Here is a 19,673-nt window from a genome sequence, read left to right as displayed (position 1 = left end):
CCTTTGGAGCCGCACTGAAGTGCGTTAGCCGCAAGCGGCTTTCCGAGCCTGTTTTCAACGCAGTAGCGCCGAAGCGCAGCTGGTCACAAGCAGGTTTTTAGATGGCCCCGCGAGTGCGTAGGACGGCCAGCACCTGCTTGACGCCTTCTTCCACCGACACGCTCTGGGTATCGATGACCAAGTCGGCATCCAGCGGCACATCGTACGGGAAGGACTCGCCCGGGATGTTGTCGCCAGCAGCCGCGTACAGCCCTTGCGGGTCACGCTCGGCACATACCTGCGGCGAAGCCTGCACGTAGACGGTGATCAGCCGCTCGGCACCGATCAGCGCCTTGGCCTGCTCGCGACCCTCAGTATCGGGCGCCACGAAAGCCGCCAAAGTCAGCAGGCCCGCCTCGTTGAACTGACGCGCCACGTGTGCGGCACGGCGCCAGTTCTCGGTACGCCCGGCACGATCCTGCGGCAAGCCCTTGTTCAGGTCATGGCGCAGGTTCTGGCCATCGAGCACGTAAACCGCACGGCCCATGTCGAACAGCTTGCGCTCCACGGCATAAGCCAGGGTGCTCTTGCCGGCGCCGGACAAGCCGCTGAACAGCACGGTGGCCGGCTGCTGGCCGAAACGCGTGGCGCGTTCTGCGGTGGACACATGGCCGCTTTCGCTGTGATGCCCGGCACCGCTACCCAGCGCATCGGCGATGATCATGCCGGCGCCTACGGTGCCATTGGTCAGCCGGTCGATGACGATGAACGCGCCGGTGGTGCGGTTGTGCTCGTAGCCGTCCAGGGCGATGGGCGCATCCAGGGCCACCTTGACCTTGCCGATCTCGTTGAGCTGCAGGCTGCTGGCCGCGCCCTGTTCCAGGGTGTTCACATCGACCCGGTGGGTGATGCTGGCGATCGAGCCGGGAACATAGCTGGTGGCGCGTTTGATGTCGTACTTCTTGCCCGGCAGCATCGGTTCTTCGGCCATCCACACCAGCATGGCGTCGAAGCTGTCGACCACCTGCGGACGGTTGTCGGCGTGCACCAGCATGTCGCCGCGCGACACGTCGATCTCGTCTTCCAGGGTCAGGGTGATGGCCTGGCCTGGGCCGGCCTGCTCCAGCTCACCTTCGTAGGTGACGATGGATTTGACCTTGCTGCCCTTGCCCGACGGCAGCGCGATGACTTCGTCGCCCTTGCGTACGATGCCGCTGGCCAGGGTGCCGGCGAAACCGCGGAAGTTGAGGTTCGGACGGTTGACGTACTGTACCGGGAAGCGCAGGTCGTCGAAGTTGCGGTCGCCCGCCACTTCCACGCTCTCGAGAATTTCCATCAGCGACTGGCCGCTGTACCAGGGCGAGCGCTCGGACCTGTTGACCACGTTGTCGCCCTTGAGCGCCGACATAGGCACGAACTCCAGGGTGCTCGGGCGCAGGTCGATCTTCTCGGCGAAGGCCAGGTAGTCGGCCTTGATCTGCTCGAACACGCCCTGGTCGAAGTCCTTGAGGTCCATCTTGTTGATGGCCACGACGATGTGCTTGATGCCCAGCAGGGAGGCGATGAAGCTGTGCCGCCTGGTCTGAGTCTGCACGCCATAGCGGGCGTCGATCAGGATGATCGCCAGGTCGCAGGTCGAGGCGCCGGTGGCCATGTTGCGCGTGTACTGCTCATGGCCGGGGGTGTCGGCGATGATGAACTTGCGCTTGGCGGTGGAGAAATAGCGGTAGGCGACATCGATGGTGATGCCCTGCTCGCGCTCGGCCTGCAGGCCGTCGACCAGCAATGCCAGATCGACCTCCTCACCGGTGGTGCCGCTCTTCTTCGAATCGCGGGTGATGGCTTCCAGATGGTCTTCGTAGATCATCTTGGAGTCGTGCAGCAGGCGCCCGATCAGGGTGCTCTTGCCGTCATCGACGTTGCCGCAGGTAAGGAAGCGCAGCAGTTCCTTGCGCTCGTGCTGAGCCAGGTAGGCGTGAATGTCCTGGCTGATCAAATCGGATTGGTGAGACATCTTTCTTAGCTCCAAGCTGCAAGCTTCAAGCGGCAAGCCAAAGCGGCGGCTAACCTGAAATTCTGTTGATTAACCCGCTGAGCATTCGGGAAAGCTCTCGGGTTTCCTGTATCCACTGTGCCGCAAGCGCATCGGAGATGTAGCCTATTTCACTGCCGATCAGTAGCTGGGTGCGCAACTCCCCGCAAGAGCCCTTGGCAATGCGCAGGTAGTGGCACTTTTCCTTGCTGCTGCCTCGCTCCATTCCCTCGGCGATATTGCTGGGAATGGACAGCGCCGAACGCCCTAGCTGATCGCGAAAACCATAATCCCGGCAATCCTGAAGCCCTCGAAAGATCTGCACGGCCAGAGACTTCGACCTTCGCCAGACCTCCAGTTTCTCGAAATCCATGGCGCCTTGCTCCATTCCACTTGAAGCTTGTCGCTTGCAGCTTGTGGCTTAGAAGTATCCCTGACGTTTCTTTTCTTCCATCGAGCCGGCGGCGTCGTGATCGATCACGCGGCCCTGGCGTTCGGAAGTCCGGGTCAGGAGCATTTCCTGGATGATGTCGGTCAGGCTTTCCGCCTCGGACTCCACCGCGCCGGTCAGCGGGTAGCAACCGAGGGTGCGGAAGCGCACCTTCTTCTTCTGGATGCGCGCCTTTTCCTCGTCGCTGAGGTGTTCGAGGATGCGCTCGTCATCGATCATGATCAGCGTGCCGTTCTTCTCGATCACTTCGCGCTCGGCGGCGAAGTACAGCGGTACGATCGGAATCTGCTCCAGATAGATGTACTGCCAGATATCCAGCTCGGTCCAGTTGGAGAGCGGGAACACGCGGATCGACTCGCCCTTCTTGACGTTGCCGTTGTACACGTTCCACAGCTCGGGGCGCTGATTCTTCGGGTCCCAGCGGTGCTTGCTGTCGCGGAACGAGTAGACGCGCTCCTTGGCACGGGACTTCTCCTCGTCGCGGCGCGCGCCACCGAAGGCGGCATCGAAACCATACTTGTCCAGCGCCTGCTTGAGGCCCTCGGTCTTCATCACGTCGGTGTGCTTGGCACTGCCGTAGGTGAAGGGGTTCATGTCCTGCGCCACACCATCGGGGTTGATATGGGTGATCAGCTCCAGGCCCATCTCGCTGACCATCTTGTCGCGAAAGCGGTACATCTCCTGGAATTTCCAGCGCGTGTCGACGTGCATCACCGGAAACGGCAGCTTGCCGGGAAAGAACGCCTTGCGCGCGAGATGCAGCATCACGGCAGAATCCTTGCCGATGGAATAGAGCATCACCGGGTTATCGAATTCGGCGGCCACTTCACGAATGATGTGGATACTTTCCGCCTCGAGCTGTTTCAAGTGCGTCAGTTTGTCGAGCATGGCTACTCACGGGGTCACGGTATTTTATTCAGGCCAGAACGGGCCTTGGACGAACGCGCACTCTAGCACAGCGCCTGCTTCTAATCAGGGCAGCACTTAGATCGAAACGATCTAGCTTTATTCCTGGCAATTCGGGCGCTTTGCGCTCAAATCGGATTCGGGCAATCGATGAACAGATGCTCGATGGCAAAGCGTCGGCTCAGGTATTCGCCCAATGCCTGCACGCCATAACGCTCTGTGGCATGGTGGCCGGCGGCGATAAAGCTGACGCCGTTTTCCCGTGCGCTGTGGTAGGTCTGCTCGGAGGCCTCCCCCGTCAGGTACAGGTCGACACCGGCGGCGATGGCCTGGTCGATATAGCCCTGTCCGCCCCCCGTGCACCAGCCGACGCGGCTGACCGGTCTGTCTTCCTCCACCAGCAACGGCTCGCGGCCCAGCACTTCATGCACGCGGCGGGCGAAGTCACGGGCGCTCAGTGGCTGTGCGAGGGAACCGATCAGCCCGACGGTACGCGGGTTGTCCGGCTCCAGGGGCCCCTCGACGGTGATATCGAGCTGGCGCGCCAGCTGCACGTTGTTGCCCACTTCCGGGTGCAGGTCCAGCGGCAGGTGGTAGGCCAGCAGGCTGATGTCGTTGGCCAGCAGGGTCTTCAGACGACGCTGCTTCATGCCGGTCAGGCAGGGGTTCTCGCCCTTCCAGAAGTAGCCGTGGTGCACCAGCAGGACGTCCGCGCGGGCCTCGACGGCCGCCTCGATCATCGCCAGGCTGGCGGTTACGCCACTGACGATGCGCTGCACCTGCGGCCGCCCCTCGACCTGCAGGCCGTTGGGGCAGTAATCGCTGATGCGCGAGGCGCCCAGGTAGCGCTCGACGTCCTCCACGAGAGTGGTCAGGGCAATGGCCATACAGAATTCCTCACGAAGGGTGGCGAACCGCTGCTTTCTTGGCACGGTTCTCTATAATGGCGCACCTTAAGGGCCCGATAGGGGCCTCGCAACCCTCAGGATTGGATCGATGCTCAAGGCCCTGCGTTTCTTCGGCTGGCCACTACTGGTTGGCGTTCTGGTGTCGCTGCTGATCATGCAGCAGTACCCGCAGCTGGTCGGTCTACCCATGCATGACGTGCAGCTGCGCCAGGCGCCGATCTATGCGCGCTCCCAGGAGGGCCCGGCCTCCTATGCCACGGCCGTCAGCGTCGCCTCGCCGGCGGTGGCCAACCTGTACACCACCAAGTACGTGGGCAAGTCCAATCACCCGCTGCTCGATGACCCGCAATTTCGCAAGTTCTACGGCGAGAACCTGCCCGGCCAGCGGCGCATGGAGTCCAGCCTCGGCTCGGCGGTGATCATGAGCCCGGAAGGCTACCTGCTGACCAACAACCACGTGACCGCCAATGCCGACCAGATCGTGGTGGCCCTCAAGGATGGCCGCGAGACCCTGGCCCGGGTGATCGGCAGCGACCCGGAAACCGACCTGGCGGTGCTGAAGATCGACCTCAAGGATCTGCCGGCGATGACCCTCGGGCGCTCCGACAACATCCGCATCGGCGACGTCACCCTGGCCATCGGCAACCCGTTCGGGGTCGGCCAGACCGTGACCATGGGCATCATCAGTGCCACCGGCCGCAACCAGCTGGGCCTCAACACCTACGAAGACTTCATCCAGACCGACGCGGCGATCAACCCGGGCAACTCCGGCGGTGCGCTAGTCGATGCCTACGGCAACCTGGTTGGTATCAACACGGCGATCTTTTCCAAATCCGGCGGCTCCCAGGGCATCGGCTTCGCCATCCCGGTGAAGCTGGCGACGGAGGTGATGCAGGCGATCATCGAGCACGGCAAGGTGATCCGTGGCTGGCTGGGCCTCGAAGTACAACCGCTGACCCCGGAACTGGCCGAGTCCTTCGGCCTGGAAGGCCGCCAGGGCATCATCGTCGCCGGCATCTACCGCAACGGCCCGGCACAGAAGGCCGGCCTGCAACCCAACGACCTGATCCTCAAGATCGACGGCGAACCGGCAGGTGACGCCCGCCGCTCGATGAACCAGGTCGCCCGCGCCAAGCCAGGTGAGACCATCCGCATCGAAGTGATGCGCAACGGCAAGCCGATGGAGCTCAAGGCCGAGATCGGCATCCGCCCGCCGGTGGCCACCAGCAACTGATACCCTCAGTTGCCGCGGAGACGAAAAAGCCAGGGCCTAGGCCCTGGCTTTTTCTTGGCGGTTATCGATCAGAGCGCGGCGAGTGCGTCGAGCAGGGCCTGGTTCTGCTCCGGCGAGCCGATGCTGATACGCAGGAACTGGGCGATGCGCGCTTGCTTGAAGTGGCGCACGATCACCCCTTGCTCACGCAGCGCGGCGGCGATGCCGGCCGCGTCACGCTGCGGATGGCGAGCGAAGATGAAGTTGGCGGCTGACGGCAGTACCTCGAAGCCCAGCGCCTGCAAGCCGGCAACGACCTTCTCGCGGCTGTTGATCACCGCGGCGCAGGTCTGCTCGAAATAGGCACGATCCTCGAACGCGGCCGCCGCGCCGGCGATGGCGATACGATCCAGCGGGTAGGAGTTGAAGCTGTTCTTGATCCGTTCCAGCGCCTCGATCAGGTCTTCATGACCCACCGCCAGGCCGACGCGCAGGCCCGCCAGCGAGCGCGACTTGGACAGGGTCTGGGTAACCAGCAGGTTGGGGTACTTGCACACCAGGCTGATCGCCGATTCGCCGCCGAAATCGATATAGGCCTCGTCCACCAGCACCACGCTGTCCGGGTTGGCCTGCAGCAGCCGCTCCACGGCCTCCAGCGCCAGCAGGCAGCCGGTCGGCGCGTTCGGGTTGGGGAAAATGATTCCGCCGTTGGGCCGCGCATAGTCCTCGATGCGGATCTGGAACTGCTCGTCCAGGGCGATCGGCTCGGCCTGGATGCCGTACAGCCCGCAGTAGACCGGGTAGAAGCTGTAGCTGATATCGGGGAACAGCAGCGGCTTGCCATGCTGGAACAGGCCGTGGAAGGCATGGGCCAGGACTTCGTCCGAGCCGTTGCCGACGAACACCTGGCTGGCCGGCACGCCGTAGTGGGCGGCGACGGCCTGCTTGAGGCGATCGCCATTGGGATCCGGGTACAGACGCAGGTCGTCGTTCAGCTCCGCCTGCATGGCGGCAATGGCCTTCGGCGAGGGACCGTAGGGGTTCTCGTTGGTATTGAGCTTGACCAGCTTGGTCAGCTTCGGCTGTTCGCCCGGCACGTAGGGCACCAGGTCCTTGACGAAGGGGCTCCAGAATTTGCTCATCCGCCCTTCTCTCCTAGAAATTGTTCAGAAGAAAGGGTGGACGAGAAAAGCCTCGTCCACCCTACGATCAGCTATCAGTTCTTGATGCGGTATTCGGCGCTGCGCGCATGGGCAGTCAGCGATTCGCCGCGGGCGAGCACCGAGGCGACCTTGCCCAGCTCGGAGGCACCGTCGGCCGAGCAGTGGATGATCGACGAGCGCTTCTGGAAGTCGTAGACGCCCAGCGGCGACGAGAAGCGCGCGGTGCCCGAGGTCGGCAGCACATGGTTGGGCCCCGCGCAGTAATCGCCCAGCGCCTCGGCGGTGTACCGGCCCATGAAGATCGCACCGGCATGGCGGATCTGCGCCAGGTACTGCTCGGGGTTCTCGACCGACAGCTCCAGGTGCTCGGGGGCGATGCGGTTGGCCACGTCGATGGCCTGGGCCATGTCCGCCACCTGAATCAGCGCACCGCGGCCTTCGATGGAGGTACGGGCAATGGCCTCGCGCTCCAGGCTCGGCAGCAGCCTGGCGATGCTCTCGGCCACCTTGTCGAGGAACGCAGCGTCCGGACTGACGAGGATCGACTGGGCGTCCTCGTCGTGCTCGGCCTGGGAGAACAGGTCCATGGCGATCCAGTCCGGATCGGTCTGGCCGTCGCACACCACAAGGATCTCCGATGGCCCGGCGATCATGTCGATGCCGACCTTGCCGAACACGTGGCGCTTGGCGGTGGCCACATAGATATTGCCCGGCCCGACGATCTTGTCCACCGGCGGTACGCTCTCGGTACCGTAGGCCAGCGCCGCGACGGCCTGGGCGCCACCGATGGTGAATACCCGGTCGACACCGGCAATGGCGGCGGCAGCCAGGACGATCTCGTTGATCTCGCCACGCGGCGTGGGCACCACCATGACCACTTCGGGTACGCCGGCGACCTTGGCCGGAATGGCGTTCATCAACACCGAAGAGGGGTACGAAGCCTTGCCGCCGGGCACGTACAGGCCGGCGCGGTCGAGCGGCGTGACCTTCTGGCCCAGCACGGTGCCGTCGGCTTCGGTGTAGCTCCAGGAGTCCTGCTTCTGCTTTTCGTGGTAGCTGCGCACCCGGGCGGCGGCGGTTTCCAGCGCCTGGCGCTGCTCGGCGGTGATACGGGTGAGCGCCAGTTCCAGGCGCTCGCGCGGCAGGATCAGGTCGGCCATGGAGGCCACGTCCAGCGCGTCGAAACGCTGGGTGAACTCGACCAGGGCCGCATCACCGCGCTCGCGCACCGCCTTGATGATATCCAGCACGCGCTGATTGACGCCGTCGTCGGAGACGCTTTCCCAGCTCAGCAGATGATCCAGATGCTGGGCGAAATCCGCGTCGGCAGCGTTGAGTCGGCGAATGGCAACTGGAGCGGTCATAGCTGAAGCCTCATCTGGATGGCGGTATTCTCAGGCGCCGCTAGAGTAGCAAGCCACCGTGCGGGCACCTGAGAATTTGGCTATAGCACGGATAGGCGTTGCGCGGCGATTAGCAGGAGAGGATCAATGCGGATGGTGGCTCTCGACCGCTTCACGCAAAGTGTCGATCAGTGCCTGCAGACGGCCGTGCTGCATCTTCATGGACGCCTTGTTGACGATCAGCCGCGAGCTGATGTGGGCGATCAGTTCCTGGGCTTCCAGGCCATTGGCCTTGAGGGTGTTGCCGGTGTCGACCACGTCGATGATCTTGTCGGCCAGGCCCACCAGCGGTGCCAGCTCCATGGAGCCGTACAGCTTGATGATATCGACCTGACGGCCCTGCTCGGCGTAGTAGCGCTTGGCGACATTGACGAACTTGGTGGCCACGCGCAGCCGGCCTTTCGGCTCGGGCGCACCCACCGCACCGGCGGTCATCAGCTTGCAGCGGGCGATACGCAGATCCAGGGGCTCGTAGAGTCCCTGGCCGCCGTACTCGAGCAGCACGTCCTTGCCGGCCACGCCAAGGTCGGCGGCGCCGTGTTCGACATAGGTCGGCACATCGGTGGCGCGTACGATCAGCAGGCGCACATCGTCCTGGGTGGTGGGGATGATCAGCTTGCGGCTCTTGTCCGGATTCTCGGTTGGCACGATGCCTGCCGCCGCGAGCAGCGGCAGGGTGTCGTCGAGAATACGGCCTTTGGACAGGGCAATGGTCAGCATCTGGTCAGCCCGGCACGCGGCGAATCTTCGCCCCCAGCAATTGCAGTTTTTCCTCGATGCATTCGTAACCACGGTCGATGTGGTAGATGCGATCGATCAGGGTGTCGCCCTGGGCAACCAGCGCGGCGATCACCAGGCTCGCCGAGGCGCGCAGGTCGGTGGCCATCACCGGGGCGCCATTGAGCTGCGCCGCGCCAGTGACGATGGCAGTGTTGCCCTCGACCTGGATCTGCGCGCCCATGCGGCTCATTTCGTATACATGCATGAAGCGGTTTTCGAAGATCGTCTCGATCACCGTACCGGTGCCTTCGGCGATGGCATTGAGGGCGATGAACTGCGCTTGCATGTCGGTGGGGAAAGCCGGGTACGGCGCGGTACGCAGGCTTACCGCCTTCGGGCGCTTGCCTTTCATGTCCAGCTCGATCCAGTCGGGGCCGGTGGTGATCTCGGCACCCGCTTCCTGCAGTTTGGCCAGCACCGCTTCCAGGGTGCTCGGGTCGGCGTCCTTGACCTTGACGCGGCCCCCGGTGGCCGCCGCGGCAACCAGGTAGGTGCCGGTCTCGATACGGTCGGGCATCACGTTGAAACGCGCACCGTGCAGGCGCTCGACGCCGTCGATGGTGATGGTATCGGTGCCAGCGCCCTGAATCTTCGCGCCCATGGCGATCAGGCAGTTGGCCAGGTCCACCACCTCCGGTTCGCGAGCGGCGTTTTCCAGAACCGTGCGCCCCTTGGCCAGGGTAGCGGCCATCAGGATGTTTTCGGTGCCGGTCACGCTGACCATGTCGAAGAAGAAATGCGCACCGCGCAAACCGCCTTCCGGCGCCTTGGCCTTGATGTAGCCGCCTTCGACATCGATGATCGCGCCCATGGCCTCTAGGCCACGGATGTGCAAGTCGACCGGACGCGAACCGATGGCGCAACCGCCCGGCAGCGCCACTTCGGCTTCCCCGAAACGGGCGACCATGGGGCCGAGCACCAGGATCGAGGCGCGCATGGTCTTCACCAGCTCATAGGGCGCGACCAGGGTCTTCATGGTGCGCGCGTCGACCTCGACGCTGAGCTTCTCGTCGATGATCGGCTCGATACCCATGCGGCCGAACAGCTCGATCATCGTGGTGATGTCGTGCAGGTGCGGCAGGTTGCAGATAGTCACCGGCGCGTCGCCCAGCAGGGTGGCGGCAAGGATCGGCAGTGCGGAGTTCTTCGCACCGGAAATGCGGATTTCGCCGTCGAGACGCACGCCGCCCGTAATGCTCAATTTATCCATAGCTAATTCGTCGTCTCAGGAGCGCGCGGCCCAGTCGGCACGGCTGAAGAATTTCATGCTCACGGCGTGGATGCTGCCATCGGCGATCCAGGGATTGAGGTGAGCGTAGATTTGTTGCTGGCGTTTGACCGGGCTGAGGGCGGCCAATTCGTCGCTGATCAGGTTGAGCTGGAAGTTGCAGCCTTCGCCGTCGACCTCTACCTGAACATCCGGCAGTTTGGTCTCCAAGAAACTTTTTACCTCAAGGGCCTGCATGCTCAACCTCGATCAACGTATTCAATGTGCGTGAACGTCGCCTGGCGACGCCTATGAAAGCAGCCCATGCCCGGGCAGCGGGACGCGCTTGGCAAGCGTCCATCGGCGGCGACCGGCAGACATGGGGCCGGCATCATACCAAAAAATCGCCAGCGGCGATTTCCCAGTTCAGCCGCCAGCCCGGCGTGCAGCCGAGCGGTCAGGCCGGTACCGGCAGCACATGCTGCAGCTCGCACACCTTGGCGATTCCGCCCATGTCCTGCGGCAGCCCGCGTATGCTCAGCGGCTTGCCGACCGCGCGCGCATCGCGCATATAGCACAGCAGCAGCGACAGGCCGACGCTGCTGGACTTCTCGACGGCCGAGCAGTCGATCACGCAGGCTTCTGCCTGGGTGGCGCGAATCAGCCGCCCGCCCTGCTCACGCAAGGCCGGACCGCTCTGGTAATCGAGCACGCCGGAGAGTGCGAGCACACCCGGCGCCTGTTCGACGATGGCCGCCGGACTCACGACGTCCCCCGGGCCTGGCGCGCCCTGGCGACGGTATCGGCCCAGCTGTCGATGACCTTGTCCAGGTCGTTGCGGTTGTTCTGCATCGCCTGGGCGAACTGGTCGCGGAACAGTTTGCCGACGTTGATGCCGTTGATCACCACGTTACGCAGCTTCCAGGTCCCGTCCATGGCGACCATGGTGTAGGAGAGCGGGTACACGGTGCCCTTGCCGTCGCGGATTTCCATGTTCACCGAGGTGCGCTGCGCATCCTGCTTGCCGGAAGCCGGAATCACGCGGATGTCCTGGTTGTTGTATTCCAGCAGTGCGTTGCCATAGAACTGCATCAGGCTGCGCTTGAAGTTCTCCTGGAAGCGCGCCATCTGCTGCGGCGTGGCTTCGCGGGAATAACGCACGGTCATCACGCTGCGCGAAACGCCGTCGACGTCCACCACGGGGCCGAGAATCTCGTTGAGCGAGTTGTAGAAGGCCTCGGGGTTCCTGCGGTACTCATCCTTGTTGGCCTTCAGATCAGCCAGCAGGGTATCGGTGGTTTTCTGCACCACTTCATGGGCAGCGGGGGCGGCCACGGCCAGCAAGGGCAGAGCGGCCAGCAGAGCGACAAGGCTATTGCGCAGGGTCTTGATCATCATCGGGTACCTCATTGGCTTTCCTGGTCTCTGTTCACCGAATTGAGCAAGAACTTGCCAATCAGGTCTTCCAGCACCAGGGAAGATTGGGTGTCGTGGATGGTTCCGCCATCGGCCAGCAGTTCTTCGTCACCGCCAACGCTGATACCCACGTACTTTTCGCCGAGCAGACCAGCGGTCAGGATCGACGCGGTGGAGTCCACCGGAAGATTGTCGACAGCGCCATCGAGTTCCATCGTTACGCGACCGGTGTAGCTGTCGCGGTCCAGGTCGATCGCGGTGACGCGGCCGATATTCACGCCCGCCATGGTCACCTTGGCACGCACGGTAAGGCCGGCAATGTTGTCGAAATGGGCGTACACCCTGTAGGTATCGGCACTGCCACCCGGCGCCAGACCGCTGACGCGCAGCGCCAGCAGCAACAGGGCCAGCAGGCCGGCGAGCAGGAACAGGCCGACACCGATTTCCATCGTGCGGTTTTGCATCAGAAATCTCCAAACATCAAAGCGGTCAGAATGAAGTCCAGCCCCAGTACGGCCAGCGAGGCATACACCACCGTGCGGGTAGTCGCTCGGCTGATGCCTTCGGAAGTGGGTTCGCAGTCATAGCCCTGGAACACGGCGATCCAGGTCACCACGAAGGCGAAGACCAGGCTCTTGACCACACCGTTGAGCACGTCTTCGCGAAACGAAACACTGTTTTGCATGTTGGCCCAGAACGAGCCTTCGTAGACGCCCAGCCAATCGACGGCGACCATCGCGCCGCCCCAGATGCCGACCACGCTGAAGATCATCGCCAGCAGCGGCATGGAAATGAAACCGGCCCACAGACGGGGCGCGACGATGTGCTTGAGCGGATCGACACCGATCATCGCCAGGCTCGACAGCTGCTCGGTGGATTTCATGTTGCCGATTTCGGCGGTCAGCGCCGAGCCGGCACGCCCGGCGAACAACAACGCAGTCACCACTGGCCCCAGCTCACGCAGCAACGTCAGGGCGACCATCTGCCCCACCGCCTGTTCGGAGCCGTATTTGGCGAGAATGCTGAAGCCCTGCAGCGACAGCACCATGCCGATGAACACGCCGGATACCACGATGATCGCCAGGGACAGCACGCCCACCGAATAAAGCTGCTTGATCAGCAGCTGCAGGCCATTGCCCGACGTGCCGCGGCCGAACAGCGCGCGCAGCAGAAAGATCGTCGAACGCCCCAGCGCGGCGACCACATCGATACCCGCCCGCCCGAACAGGCGAACGCGCTCGAGTGAAGATGTCCTGCGCATCAGCGCCCTCCCAGTAGATCGTCGTGGTAATTCGGCGCTTGGAAATGGAAGGGAACCGGGCCGTCTGGCGTTCCCTGCATGAATTGACGCACCCGCGGATTGTCCGAGTCACGCAGTTCGGCCGGCGTGCCCTGACCCAGCACCTGGCTGTCGCCCACCACGTAGATGTAGTCGGCGATGCTGGCCGTCTCGGCCAGGTCATGAGAAACCACGATACTGGTAATGCCCAGGGCATCGTTGAGCAGGCGGATCAGCCGCACCAGCACGCCCATGGCGATCGGGTCCTGACCGACGAACGGCTCGTCGTACATGAGAATCTGCGGATCCAGGGCGATGGCCCGTGCCAACGCCACGCGACGCTTCATGCCACCGGAGAGTTCATCAGGCATCAGATCGATGGCGCCGCGCAAGCCGACGGCCTGCAGCTTCATCAGTACAATGTCACGAATCATTTCTTCGGGCAGCTGGGTATGCACGCGCAGGGGAAAGGCCACGTTCTCGAACACGTCGAGGTCGGTAAACAGCGCGCCGCTCTGGAACAGCACGCCCATCTGCTTGCGCATGTCGAACAGTTCGCTGCGCGACAGGTCGGGCAGGTTCAGGCCGTTGACTCGAATCTCGCCAGCGCTCGGACGCAGCTCGGCGGCGATCAGGCGCAGCAGCGTGGTCTTGCCACAGCCGGACGGCCCCATGATCCCGGTAACCTTGCCACGCGGGATGCAGATGTCGACGTTCTTGAAGATATCTCGCTCGCCGCGCTGAAAACTTACGTTCTTAAGCTCGACCGCGTACTGATTTTCCGCGTTCATTGGAACTCCATTGCGTACTGCCTTCCTAATCAGACGCCCGGGATCGGGACAAGGGCACTCCGTTCGCCCTTTCGAAACGGCTGCGGACTATAGCATTTGCATATTTGCCCGCCAAAGCCGGGCAGCACCAGCGTTCAGGGTTGTGACAGCTTTGCCATTTATGCGGCCGCAGCATGGATGATGAGTCCAGAGGGCTTTCCCGCTATAATCCCCGTCTTTTTCGTCGAGCAGTCCAAGCCGAGCATGAACCAGACCCGCGACCTGATTGATTCCGCACAGCGCACCATTCGCCTCGAGATCGAGGCGGTGCAAGAGCTGCTGCCTCGTATCGACGCCAATTTCGTCAAGGCCTGCGAGCTGATCCTGGCCAGCAGGGGCCGCGTGGTGGTGGTGGGCATGGGCAAGTCCGGGCATATCGGCAACAAGATCGCCGCGACCCTGGCAAGCACCGGCACCACCGCATTTTTCGTCCATCCGGCCGAAGCCAGCCACGGTGACATGGGCATGATCACCCGCGATGACGTGGTGCTGGCCCTCTCCAACTCGGGCTCCACCGCGGAAATCGTCACCCTGCTGCCGCTGATCAAGCGCCTGGGCATCACCCTGATCAGCATGACTGGCAACCCCGAGTCGCCGCTGTCCAAGGCTGCGGAAGTCAACCTGGACACCCGTGTGGCCAAGGAAGCCTGCCCGCTCAACCTAGCGCCGACCTCCTCCACCACCGCCTCGCTGGTGCTGGGCGACGCCCTGGCCATCGCCCTGCTCGAAGCACGTGGCTTCACGGCCGAGGACTTCGCCTTTTCCCACCCGGGTGGCGCCCTGGGTCGCCGCCTGCTGCTCAAGGTCGAGAACGTCATGCACGCCGGCGACCGCCTGCCCCAGGTCAAGCGCGGCACCAGCCTGCGTGACGCCCTGCTGGAAATGACCCAGAAGGGCCTGGGCATGACCGCGGTACTGGAAGCCGATGGCCGCCTGGCCGGCGTGTTCACTGACGGCGATCTGCGCCGTGCCCTGGACAAAGGCGTCGATGTGCGTGATGCGCGTATCGACGAGGTCATGACCCCCCACGGCAAGACCGCCCGGGCCGACATGCTCGCAGCCGAGGCCCTGAAGATCATGGAAGACAACAAGATCAGCGCCCTGGTGGTGATCGACGCCAATGGGCGCCCGGTGGGCGCCTTCAACCTGGGCGACCTGCTGCGCGCGGGGGTCATGTGATGAATGACCTGCTGCAACGCACCCAGGCGATCAAGCTGGCGATCTTCGATGTCGACGGCGTGCTGACCGATGGCAAGCTGTACTTCCTGGTCGACGGCAGCGAGTTCAAGACCTTCAACACCCTCGACGGCCAGGGCATCAAGATGCTCATCAACTCGGGCGTACGCACCGCCATCATCAGCGGCCGCAAGACCCCGGTGGTCGAGCGCCGCGCCCAGAACCTCGGCATCCAGCACCTGTACCAGGGCCGCGAGGACAAACTCGACGTGCTCGACGAACTGCTCGCCGAACTGGGCCTGAGCTACGCGCAGGTCGCCTACCTGGGCGACGACCTGCCGGACCTGCCGGTAATCCGCCGGGTCGGCCTGGGCATGGCCGTGGCCAGCGCCAACGAATTCGTGCGCGAGCATGCTCACGGCGTGACCCGGGCACGGGGCGGCGAAGGTGCCGCCCGAGAATTCTGTGAACTGATCATGCGCGGACAGGGTACGCTCGACGCCGCCCAATCCGCCTACCTCTAGGGCCTGCCGATGCTGCGCAAATTCCTCACCCCCGTCCTGCTGACCTTCGGCGCATTGCTGATCGTGGCGGCCGGTTACTGGAACATCAATCCGGACAGTTTCTCCAGCGCGCCCCAGCACAGCGGGCCGGAAAACCCCATCGATTTCTATGCGATCAATGCGCGCAGCGTGCAGTACCTGCCCGACGGCCGGGTACAGAACGACATGACCAGCGAACGCCTCGAACACGTGCAGAGTAGCGACACCACCCTGCTCACCGAACCGCGCATGAACCTGTTCCGCGGCACCGAACTGCCCTGGAAGGTACGCAGCGCCCGTGGCGAAGTCGGCCCCGATGGCAACGAAGTCGAACTGATCGACCAGGTGCGCGTCGAGCGCACGGACGAAAAGGGCCGCCCCACTATACTCACCACCAGCCGCCTGACCGTATTCCCGCAGAAGGAATATGCGCAGACCCAGCAAGCCGTTAGAATCGACGCGGCCAATGGGGTGACCACGGCGCAAGGAATGAAAGCGTACTTGAATGACGGCAGGATGATCCTGCAGTCCAATGTAAGAGGCCAGCATGAGGTTCGTTAAAACCCTCCCCCTACTTCTCAGCCTTGGCGCCACGCTCGGAAGCGTAAGCGCCTGGGCTCTGCCGAGTGACCGCGATCAGCCGATCCGCGTGCAGGCCGACAGCGCTGAACTGGACGACAAGCAAGGCGTAGCCGTGTACCGCGGCGACGTCGTCATCACCCAGGGCACCATGAAGATCACCGGCGACACCGTCACCATCACCCAGAACGCACAGGGCGACATCGACGTGTTCACCTCGGTGGGCAAGCCGGCCTACTACGAGCAGAAGCCGGCAGCCGACAAGCAGATCGTCAAGGCGTACGGCCTGACCATCCAGTACTTTGCCGCCAACGAACGCATCGTACTGATCGACCAGGCCAAGGTGGTGCAGGAAGGCAATACCTTCGAAGGCGAGAAGATCGTCTACGACACGCGCCGCCAGATCGTCAACGCTGGCCGCGCCACCGGTACCAACGTGTCGAGCCCGCGCCCGCGTATCGACATGGTGATCCAGCCGCAGAAGAAAGCAGCCCCCGCTGCCGAGCAGGGTCAATAACCATGGCGATTCTGAAAGCCCAGCACCTGGCCAAGAGCTACAAGGGACGCCAGGTCGTGCGCGACGTCAGCCTGAACATCGAGAGCGGGCAGATCGTCGGCCTGCTCGGCCCCAACGGTGCCGGCAAGACCACCTGCTTCTACATGATCGTGGGCCTGGTGCAGGCCGACCAGGGCCGCGTACTGATCGACGACCTGGACGTCAGCCACCAGCCGATGCACGGCCGTGCCCGTGCCGGGATTGGCTACCTGCCCCAGGAAGCCTCGATCTTTCGCAAGCTCAGCGTCGCCGACAACATCATGGCGATCCTGGAAACCCGCAAGGACCTCAACCGCGAACAGCGGCTGCAGGAGCTCGAGAGCCTGCTGCAGGAATTCCACATCACCCACATCCGCGACAATCTGGGCATGAGCCTGTCCGGCGGTGAACGCCGACGCGTCGAGATCGCCCGCGCCCTGGCCACCTCGCCGAAATTCATCCTGCTCGATGAACCCTTCGCCGGCGTCGACCCCATCTCCGTGGGCGACATCAAGCAGATCATTCATCACCTCAAGGCCAAGGGCATCGGCGTGCTGATCACCGATCACAACGTCCGCGAAACCCTGGACATCTGCGAAACCGCTTACATCGTCAGCGATGGCCAGCTGATCGCCGAAGGTGATTCAGCGGCGATCCTGGCCAACCAGGTGGTCAAGGAAGTCTATCTAGGCCACGAATTCCGCCTCTAGCGGATCCCCTCCCCATGAATCCTTGCCAGCGCCCATTACCGTTCGAGCCGTATCGCAACGAAATGGTAACAGGCCCTAGGCAAAGTGCTCGGATTCAGGCATATAATTTGCTTCCTAGTGGCGCTTCGTCGCCCTGTCGTGGATTACGTACAGACGCCGGATAAGGTCTGCAATGAAACCATCGCTAGTCCTGAAAATGGGCCAGCAGCTGACGATGACGCCGCAGCTGCAACAAGCCATTCGCCTGCTCCAACTGTCGACCCTGGATCTGCAACAGGAAATCCAGGAGGCCTTGGAATCCAACCCGATGCTGGAGCGTCAGGAAGAAGGCGAAGACTTCGACAATTCCGACCCGATGGCCGATGGCGCCGAAAGCGCGGCCGCGACCGCGGTCCAGGAAGAGACCTTTCAGGAGTCGAGCTTTCAGGAAAGCCCGCAAACCGTCGACAACCTGGAAGACGGCGAATGGGGCGAGCGCATTCCCAATGAGCTGCCCGTGGATACGGCCTGGGAAGATATCTACCAGACCAGTGCCAGCAGCCTGCCCAGCAATGACGATGACGAATGGGACTTCACCACCCGCACGTCCTCGGGTGAAAGCCTGCATAGCCACATGCTCTGGCAACTGAACCTGGCGCCCATGTCCGACAAGGACCGTCTGATCGCCGTGACGCTCATCGACTGCATCAACGATCAGGGCTACCTGGAGGAAACCCTCGACGAAATCGTCGAGTCCTTCGACCCTGAGCTGGATGTCGAGCTGGATGAAGTCGAAGCCGTGCTGCGCCGTATCCAGCAGTTCGAGCCGTCTGGAATCGGCGCTCGCGACCTGCGCGAATGCCTGCTCCTGCAACTGCGCCAGTTGCCCGCCTCCACTCCGTGGCTCAAGGAGGCACAGCGCCTGACGGCTGAATATCTGGACCTGCTCGGCAACCGTGACTACAGCCAGCTGATGCGCCGCATGAAGCTCAAGGAGGACGAGCTGCGCCCGGTCATCGAACTGATTCAGAGCCTCAACCCGCGCCCTGGCTCGCAGATCGAGTCCAGCGAGCCGGAATACGTGGTGCCGGATGTGATCGTGCGCAAGCACAACGATCGCTGGCTGGTGGAGCTCAACCAGGAAGCCATGCCGCGCCTGCGCGTCAACGCCCAATACGCCGGCTTCGTGAAGCGCGCCGACTCCAGCGCCGACAACACCTTCATGCGCAACCAGCTGCAGGAAGCGCGCTGGTTCATCAAGAGCCTGCAGAGCCGTAACGAGACCCTGATGAAGGTCGCCACGCAGATCGTCGAGCACCAGCGCGGCTTCCTGGATTACGGCGACGAGGCCATGAAGCCGCTGGTGCTGCACGATATCGCCGAGGCGGTGGGCATGCACGAGTCGACCATTTCCCGCGTCACCACCCAGAAGTACATGCACACCCCGCGTGGCATTTACGAGCTGAAATACTTCTTCTCCAGCCACGTCAGCACCGCCGAAGGCGGCGAATGTTCGTCGACCGCGATCCGCGCAATCATCAAGAAACTGGTCGCGGCGGAAAATGCGAAAAAGCCATTGAGCGACAGCAAGATCGCTGGTTTACTGGAAGCACAGGGCATTCAAGTGGCGCGCCGCACAGTCGCCAAGTACCGTGAATCGCTCGGTATAGCGCCTTCGAGCGAACGCAAGCGATTGATGTAAGGTGCCCTTGTAGCGAAAGCAGCGCCCCAGTGTTCCTGCGGCAGGTTCAATACCCGCCACTCACACACGGCAACAAGGAGAAGCGGTATGCAAGTCAACATCAGTGGACACCAGCTGGATGTGACAGACGCACTACGCAGCTACATCGAAGAAAAGCTCGAGCGCCTCGAGCGGCACTTCGACAAGATCACCAATGTGCAGGTTATCCTGGAGGTCGAGAAGCTCAAGCAGAAAGTCGAAGCCACCTTGCACATCGCAGGAGGCGAAGTGGTGGCCAATGCCGAACACGACGACATGTACGCAGCCATCGATCTACTCACCGACAAACTCGATCGCCAACTTATCAAGCACAAGGAAAAACAGCTCGATCGCCAGCAGGGCGCGATGGCCCGCTGAGTTCGTCCTTCTCCTATGATCCGACTTGAAACCATCCTGACCCCCGGCCGTTCCCTGGTGAACGTGCCGGGCGGCAGCAAGAAGCGTGTCCTCGAACAGATAGCCAGCGTGATCGCGCGCGATCTGCCCGATCTCGATGGCCAGACCATCTATGAAAGCCTGATCGCCCGCGAGAAGCTCGGTTCGACAGGCTTCGGCAACGGCATCGCCATTCCCCATTGTCGCCTGCCCGGCTGCAACACGCCGATCAGCGCCCTGCTCAAGCTGAGCACTGCCGTCGACTTCGACGCCATCGACGGCGCCCCCGTCGACCTGCTCTTCGTGCTGCTGGTGCCCGAAGCGGCGACCGACGAGCACCTCGAGCTGCTGCGCCAGATCGCCAGCATGTTCGACCGCGAGGATGTCCGCGAACGGCTTCGCCAGGCCCAGGACAGCGAATCCCTGTACCAGACCGTCGTAAACGTCCAGAACGGCCAATAGCCTGCGG

General features: G+C 63.0%; 23 protein-coding genes. 9 read left to right on the top strand and 14 right to left on the bottom strand.

The window, feature by feature from the left end; genetic code table 11:
* Positions 1-97: 97 nt before the first annotated feature.
* From cysN to SA190iCDA_RS06690, 4 genes are all read right to left on the bottom strand, one after another.
* A complete protein-coding gene (cysN, locus tag SA190iCDA_RS06705) occupies positions 98-1,993 on the bottom strand; it encodes a sulfate adenylyltransferase subunit CysN (protein WP_070884320.1) in 1,896 nt (631 codons plus the stop codon).
* Between the two features lie 49 nt (positions 1,994-2,042).
* Complete coding sequence (locus tag SA190iCDA_RS06700; protein WP_070884321.1) at positions 2,043-2,384, bottom strand: four helix bundle protein; 342 nt, start codon at positions 2,382-2,384, stop codon at positions 2,043-2,045.
* 48 nt (positions 2,385-2,432) lie between these two features.
* Positions 2,433-3,350, bottom strand: coding sequence for a sulfate adenylyltransferase subunit CysD (gene cysD / locus SA190iCDA_RS06695; RefSeq protein WP_070884322.1), 918 nt, complete (start codon positions 3,348-3,350; stop codon positions 2,433-2,435).
* Positions 3,351-3,496: 146 nt separating this feature from the next.
* Positions 3,497-4,255, bottom strand: a complete 759-nt coding sequence (locus tag SA190iCDA_RS06690) for a Nif3-like dinuclear metal center hexameric protein (RefSeq protein WP_070884323.1) — start codon at positions 4,253-4,255, stop codon at positions 3,497-3,499.
* A gap of 109 nt (positions 4,256-4,364) precedes the next feature.
* Between SA190iCDA_RS06690 and algW the strand changes: the two genes are divergently transcribed.
* Positions 4,365-5,510 carry a Do family serine endopeptidase AlgW gene (algW, locus tag SA190iCDA_RS06685; RefSeq protein WP_070884324.1) on the top strand — a complete coding sequence of 382 codons (1,146 nt, stop codon included), beginning with the start codon at positions 4,365-4,367 and terminating at the stop codon, positions 5,508-5,510.
* Positions 5,511-5,578: 68 nt separating this feature from the next.
* On the opposite strand, the gene hisC is transcribed toward algW, so the two are convergent.
* From hisC to SA190iCDA_RS06635, 10 genes are all read right to left on the bottom strand, one after another.
* A complete protein-coding gene (gene hisC, locus SA190iCDA_RS06680) occupies positions 5,579-6,631 on the bottom strand; it encodes a histidinol-phosphate transaminase (protein WP_070884325.1) in 1,053 nt (350 codons plus the stop codon).
* Between the two features lie 74 nt (positions 6,632-6,705).
* Entirely contained in the window at positions 6,706-8,016 is a 1,311-nt protein-coding gene (gene hisD / locus SA190iCDA_RS06675; RefSeq protein WP_070884326.1) for a histidinol dehydrogenase, read from the bottom strand.
* Positions 8,017-8,139: 123 nt separating this feature from the next.
* Entirely contained in the window at positions 8,140-8,775 is a 636-nt protein-coding gene (gene hisG, locus SA190iCDA_RS06670) for an ATP phosphoribosyltransferase (protein ID WP_013792746.1), read from the bottom strand.
* A 4-nt stretch (positions 8,776-8,779) separates the two neighbouring features.
* On the bottom strand, positions 8,780-10,045 hold the full coding sequence (gene murA, locus SA190iCDA_RS06665; RefSeq protein WP_070884327.1) for a UDP-N-acetylglucosamine 1-carboxyvinyltransferase: 1,266 nt from the start codon (positions 10,043-10,045) through the stop codon (positions 8,780-8,782).
* A gap of 15 nt (positions 10,046-10,060) precedes the next feature.
* Positions 10,061-10,300 carry a BolA family protein gene (locus SA190iCDA_RS06660; protein WP_070884328.1) on the bottom strand — a complete coding sequence of 80 codons (240 nt, stop codon included), beginning with the start codon at positions 10,298-10,300 and terminating at the stop codon, positions 10,061-10,063.
* A gap of 199 nt (positions 10,301-10,499) precedes the next feature.
* Entirely contained in the window at positions 10,500-10,808 is a 309-nt protein-coding gene (locus tag SA190iCDA_RS06655; protein ID WP_070884329.1) for an STAS domain-containing protein, read from the bottom strand.
* Complete coding sequence (locus SA190iCDA_RS06650; protein WP_070884669.1) at positions 10,805-11,437, bottom strand: MlaC/ttg2D family ABC transporter substrate-binding protein; 633 nt, start codon at positions 11,435-11,437, stop codon at positions 10,805-10,807. The genes SA190iCDA_RS06655 and SA190iCDA_RS06650 overlap by 4 nt, the downstream gene beginning before the upstream one ends.
* 11 nt (positions 11,438-11,448) lie before the next feature.
* Complete coding sequence (mlaD, locus tag SA190iCDA_RS06645; RefSeq protein WP_070884330.1) at positions 11,449-11,922, bottom strand: outer membrane lipid asymmetry maintenance protein MlaD; 474 nt, start codon at positions 11,920-11,922, stop codon at positions 11,449-11,451.
* The gene (mlaE, locus tag SA190iCDA_RS06640) at positions 11,922-12,719 is read right to left on the bottom strand and encodes a lipid asymmetry maintenance ABC transporter permease subunit MlaE (RefSeq protein WP_070884331.1); all 798 of its coding nucleotides are present in this window, start codon (positions 12,717-12,719) and stop codon (positions 11,922-11,924) included. Before mlaE ends, mlaD begins: the two co-directional genes overlap by 1 nt.
* Complete coding sequence (locus SA190iCDA_RS06635; RefSeq protein WP_070884332.1) at positions 12,719-13,528, bottom strand: ABC transporter ATP-binding protein; 810 nt, start codon at positions 13,526-13,528, stop codon at positions 12,719-12,721. The genes mlaE and SA190iCDA_RS06635 overlap by 1 nt, the downstream gene beginning before the upstream one ends.
* 243 nt (positions 13,529-13,771) lie before the next feature.
* Here SA190iCDA_RS06635 and SA190iCDA_RS06630 point away from each other — a divergent pair, with 243 nt between their 5' ends.
* From SA190iCDA_RS06630 to ptsN, 8 genes are all read left to right on the top strand, one after another.
* On the top strand, positions 13,772-14,746 hold the full coding sequence (locus tag SA190iCDA_RS06630) for a KpsF/GutQ family sugar-phosphate isomerase (RefSeq protein WP_070884333.1): 975 nt from the start codon (positions 13,772-13,774) through the stop codon (positions 14,744-14,746).
* Positions 14,746-15,267 (top strand): KdsC family phosphatase, encoded by a 522-nt coding sequence (locus SA190iCDA_RS06625; protein ID WP_070884334.1) that lies wholly within the window; start codon positions 14,746-14,748, stop codon positions 15,265-15,267. Before SA190iCDA_RS06630 ends, SA190iCDA_RS06625 begins: the two co-directional genes overlap by 1 nt.
* A gap of 9 nt (positions 15,268-15,276) precedes the next feature.
* A complete protein-coding gene (gene lptC, locus SA190iCDA_RS06620; protein ID WP_070884335.1) occupies positions 15,277-15,846 on the top strand; it encodes an LPS export ABC transporter periplasmic protein LptC in 570 nt (189 codons plus the stop codon).
* The gene (lptA, locus tag SA190iCDA_RS06615; protein ID WP_070884336.1) at positions 15,833-16,381 is read left to right on the top strand and encodes a lipopolysaccharide transport periplasmic protein LptA; all 549 of its coding nucleotides are present in this window, start codon (positions 15,833-15,835) and stop codon (positions 16,379-16,381) included. The genes lptC and lptA overlap by 14 nt, the downstream gene beginning before the upstream one ends.
* Before the next feature lie 2 nt (positions 16,382-16,383).
* Positions 16,384-17,109, top strand: coding sequence for an LPS export ABC transporter ATP-binding protein (gene lptB, locus SA190iCDA_RS06610; RefSeq protein WP_070884337.1), 726 nt, complete (start codon positions 16,384-16,386; stop codon positions 17,107-17,109).
* A gap of 172 nt (positions 17,110-17,281) precedes the next feature.
* Positions 17,282-18,790 (top strand): RNA polymerase factor sigma-54, encoded by a 1,509-nt coding sequence (locus SA190iCDA_RS06605; RefSeq protein ID WP_070884338.1) that lies wholly within the window; start codon positions 17,282-17,284, stop codon positions 18,788-18,790.
* Positions 18,791-18,877: 87 nt separating this feature from the next.
* A complete protein-coding gene (hpf, locus tag SA190iCDA_RS06600) occupies positions 18,878-19,186 on the top strand; it encodes a ribosome hibernation-promoting factor, HPF/YfiA family (protein WP_013792760.1) in 309 nt (102 codons plus the stop codon).
* 15 nt (positions 19,187-19,201) lie between these two features.
* A complete protein-coding gene (gene ptsN, locus SA190iCDA_RS06595) occupies positions 19,202-19,666 on the top strand; it encodes a PTS IIA-like nitrogen regulatory protein PtsN (protein WP_070884339.1) in 465 nt (154 codons plus the stop codon).
* Positions 19,667-19,673 lie beyond the last annotated feature (7 nt).

Origin of the sequence: Pseudomonas argentinensis, assembly GCF_001839655.2 — a bacterium.
Lineage (GTDB): Bacteria > Pseudomonadota > Gammaproteobacteria > Pseudomonadales > Pseudomonadaceae > Aquipseudomonas > Aquipseudomonas argentinensis_B.
This window is presented reverse-complemented; position numbering and strand designations above follow the sequence as displayed.

Excerpts from the sequence above, each read along its gene's own strand:
- SA190iCDA_RS06700 (WP_070884321.1), bottom strand. The coding sequence starts at position 2,384 with ATGGATTTCGAGAAACTGGAGGTCTGGCGAAGGTCGAAGTCTCTGGCC.
- hisD (WP_070884326.1), bottom strand. The coding sequence starts at position 8,016 with ATGACCGCTCCAGTTGCCATTCGCCGACTCAACGCTGCCGACGCGGAT.
- hisC (WP_070884325.1), bottom strand. The coding sequence starts at position 6,631 with ATGAGCAAATTCTGGAGCCCCTTCGTCAAGGACCTGGTGCCCTACGTG.
- cysD (WP_070884322.1), bottom strand. The coding sequence starts at position 3,350 with ATGCTCGACAAACTGACGCACTTGAAACAGCTCGAGGCGGAAAGTATC.
- ptsN (WP_070884339.1), top strand. The coding sequence starts at position 19,202 with ATGATCCGACTTGAAACCATCCTGACCCCCGGCCGTTCCCTGGTGAAC.
- SA190iCDA_RS06630 (WP_070884333.1), top strand. The coding sequence starts at position 13,772 with ATGAACCAGACCCGCGACCTGATTGATTCCGCACAGCGCACCATTCGC.
- SA190iCDA_RS06660 (WP_070884328.1), bottom strand. The coding sequence starts at position 10,300 with ATGCAGGCCCTTGAGGTAAAAAGTTTCTTGGAGACCAAACTGCCGGAT.
- SA190iCDA_RS06650 (WP_070884669.1), bottom strand. The coding sequence starts at position 11,437 with ATGATCAAGACCCTGCGCAATAGCCTTGTCGCTCTGCTGGCCGCTCTG.
- SA190iCDA_RS06635 (WP_070884332.1), bottom strand. The coding sequence starts at position 13,528 with ATGAACGCGGAAAATCAGTACGCGGTCGAGCTTAAGAACGTAAGTTTT.
- SA190iCDA_RS06625 (WP_070884334.1), top strand. The coding sequence starts at position 14,746 with ATGAATGACCTGCTGCAACGCACCCAGGCGATCAAGCTGGCGATCTTC.
- hpf (WP_013792760.1), top strand. The coding sequence starts at position 18,878 with ATGCAAGTCAACATCAGTGGACACCAGCTGGATGTGACAGACGCACTA.
- lptA (WP_070884336.1), top strand. The coding sequence starts at position 15,833 with ATGAGGTTCGTTAAAACCCTCCCCCTACTTCTCAGCCTTGGCGCCACG.
- hisG (WP_013792746.1), bottom strand. The coding sequence starts at position 8,775 with ATGCTGACCATTGCCCTGTCCAAAGGCCGTATTCTCGACGACACCCTG.
- algW (WP_070884324.1), top strand. The coding sequence starts at position 4,365 with ATGCTCAAGGCCCTGCGTTTCTTCGGCTGGCCACTACTGGTTGGCGTT.
- murA (WP_070884327.1), bottom strand. The coding sequence starts at position 10,045 with ATGGATAAATTGAGCATTACGGGCGGCGTGCGTCTCGACGGCGAAATC.
- SA190iCDA_RS06690 (WP_070884323.1), bottom strand. The coding sequence starts at position 4,255 with ATGGCCATTGCCCTGACCACTCTCGTGGAGGACGTCGAGCGCTACCTG.
- mlaD (WP_070884330.1), bottom strand. The coding sequence starts at position 11,922 with ATGCAAAACCGCACGATGGAAATCGGTGTCGGCCTGTTCCTGCTCGCC.
- SA190iCDA_RS06605 (WP_070884338.1), top strand. The coding sequence starts at position 17,282 with ATGAAACCATCGCTAGTCCTGAAAATGGGCCAGCAGCTGACGATGACG.
- cysN (WP_070884320.1), bottom strand. The coding sequence starts at position 1,993 with ATGTCTCACCAATCCGATTTGATCAGCCAGGACATTCACGCCTACCTG.
- lptB (WP_070884337.1), top strand. The coding sequence starts at position 16,384 with ATGGCGATTCTGAAAGCCCAGCACCTGGCCAAGAGCTACAAGGGACGC.
- lptC (WP_070884335.1), top strand. The coding sequence starts at position 15,277 with ATGCTGCGCAAATTCCTCACCCCCGTCCTGCTGACCTTCGGCGCATTG.
- mlaE (WP_070884331.1), bottom strand. The coding sequence starts at position 12,719 with ATGCGCAGGACATCTTCACTCGAGCGCGTTCGCCTGTTCGGGCGGGCG.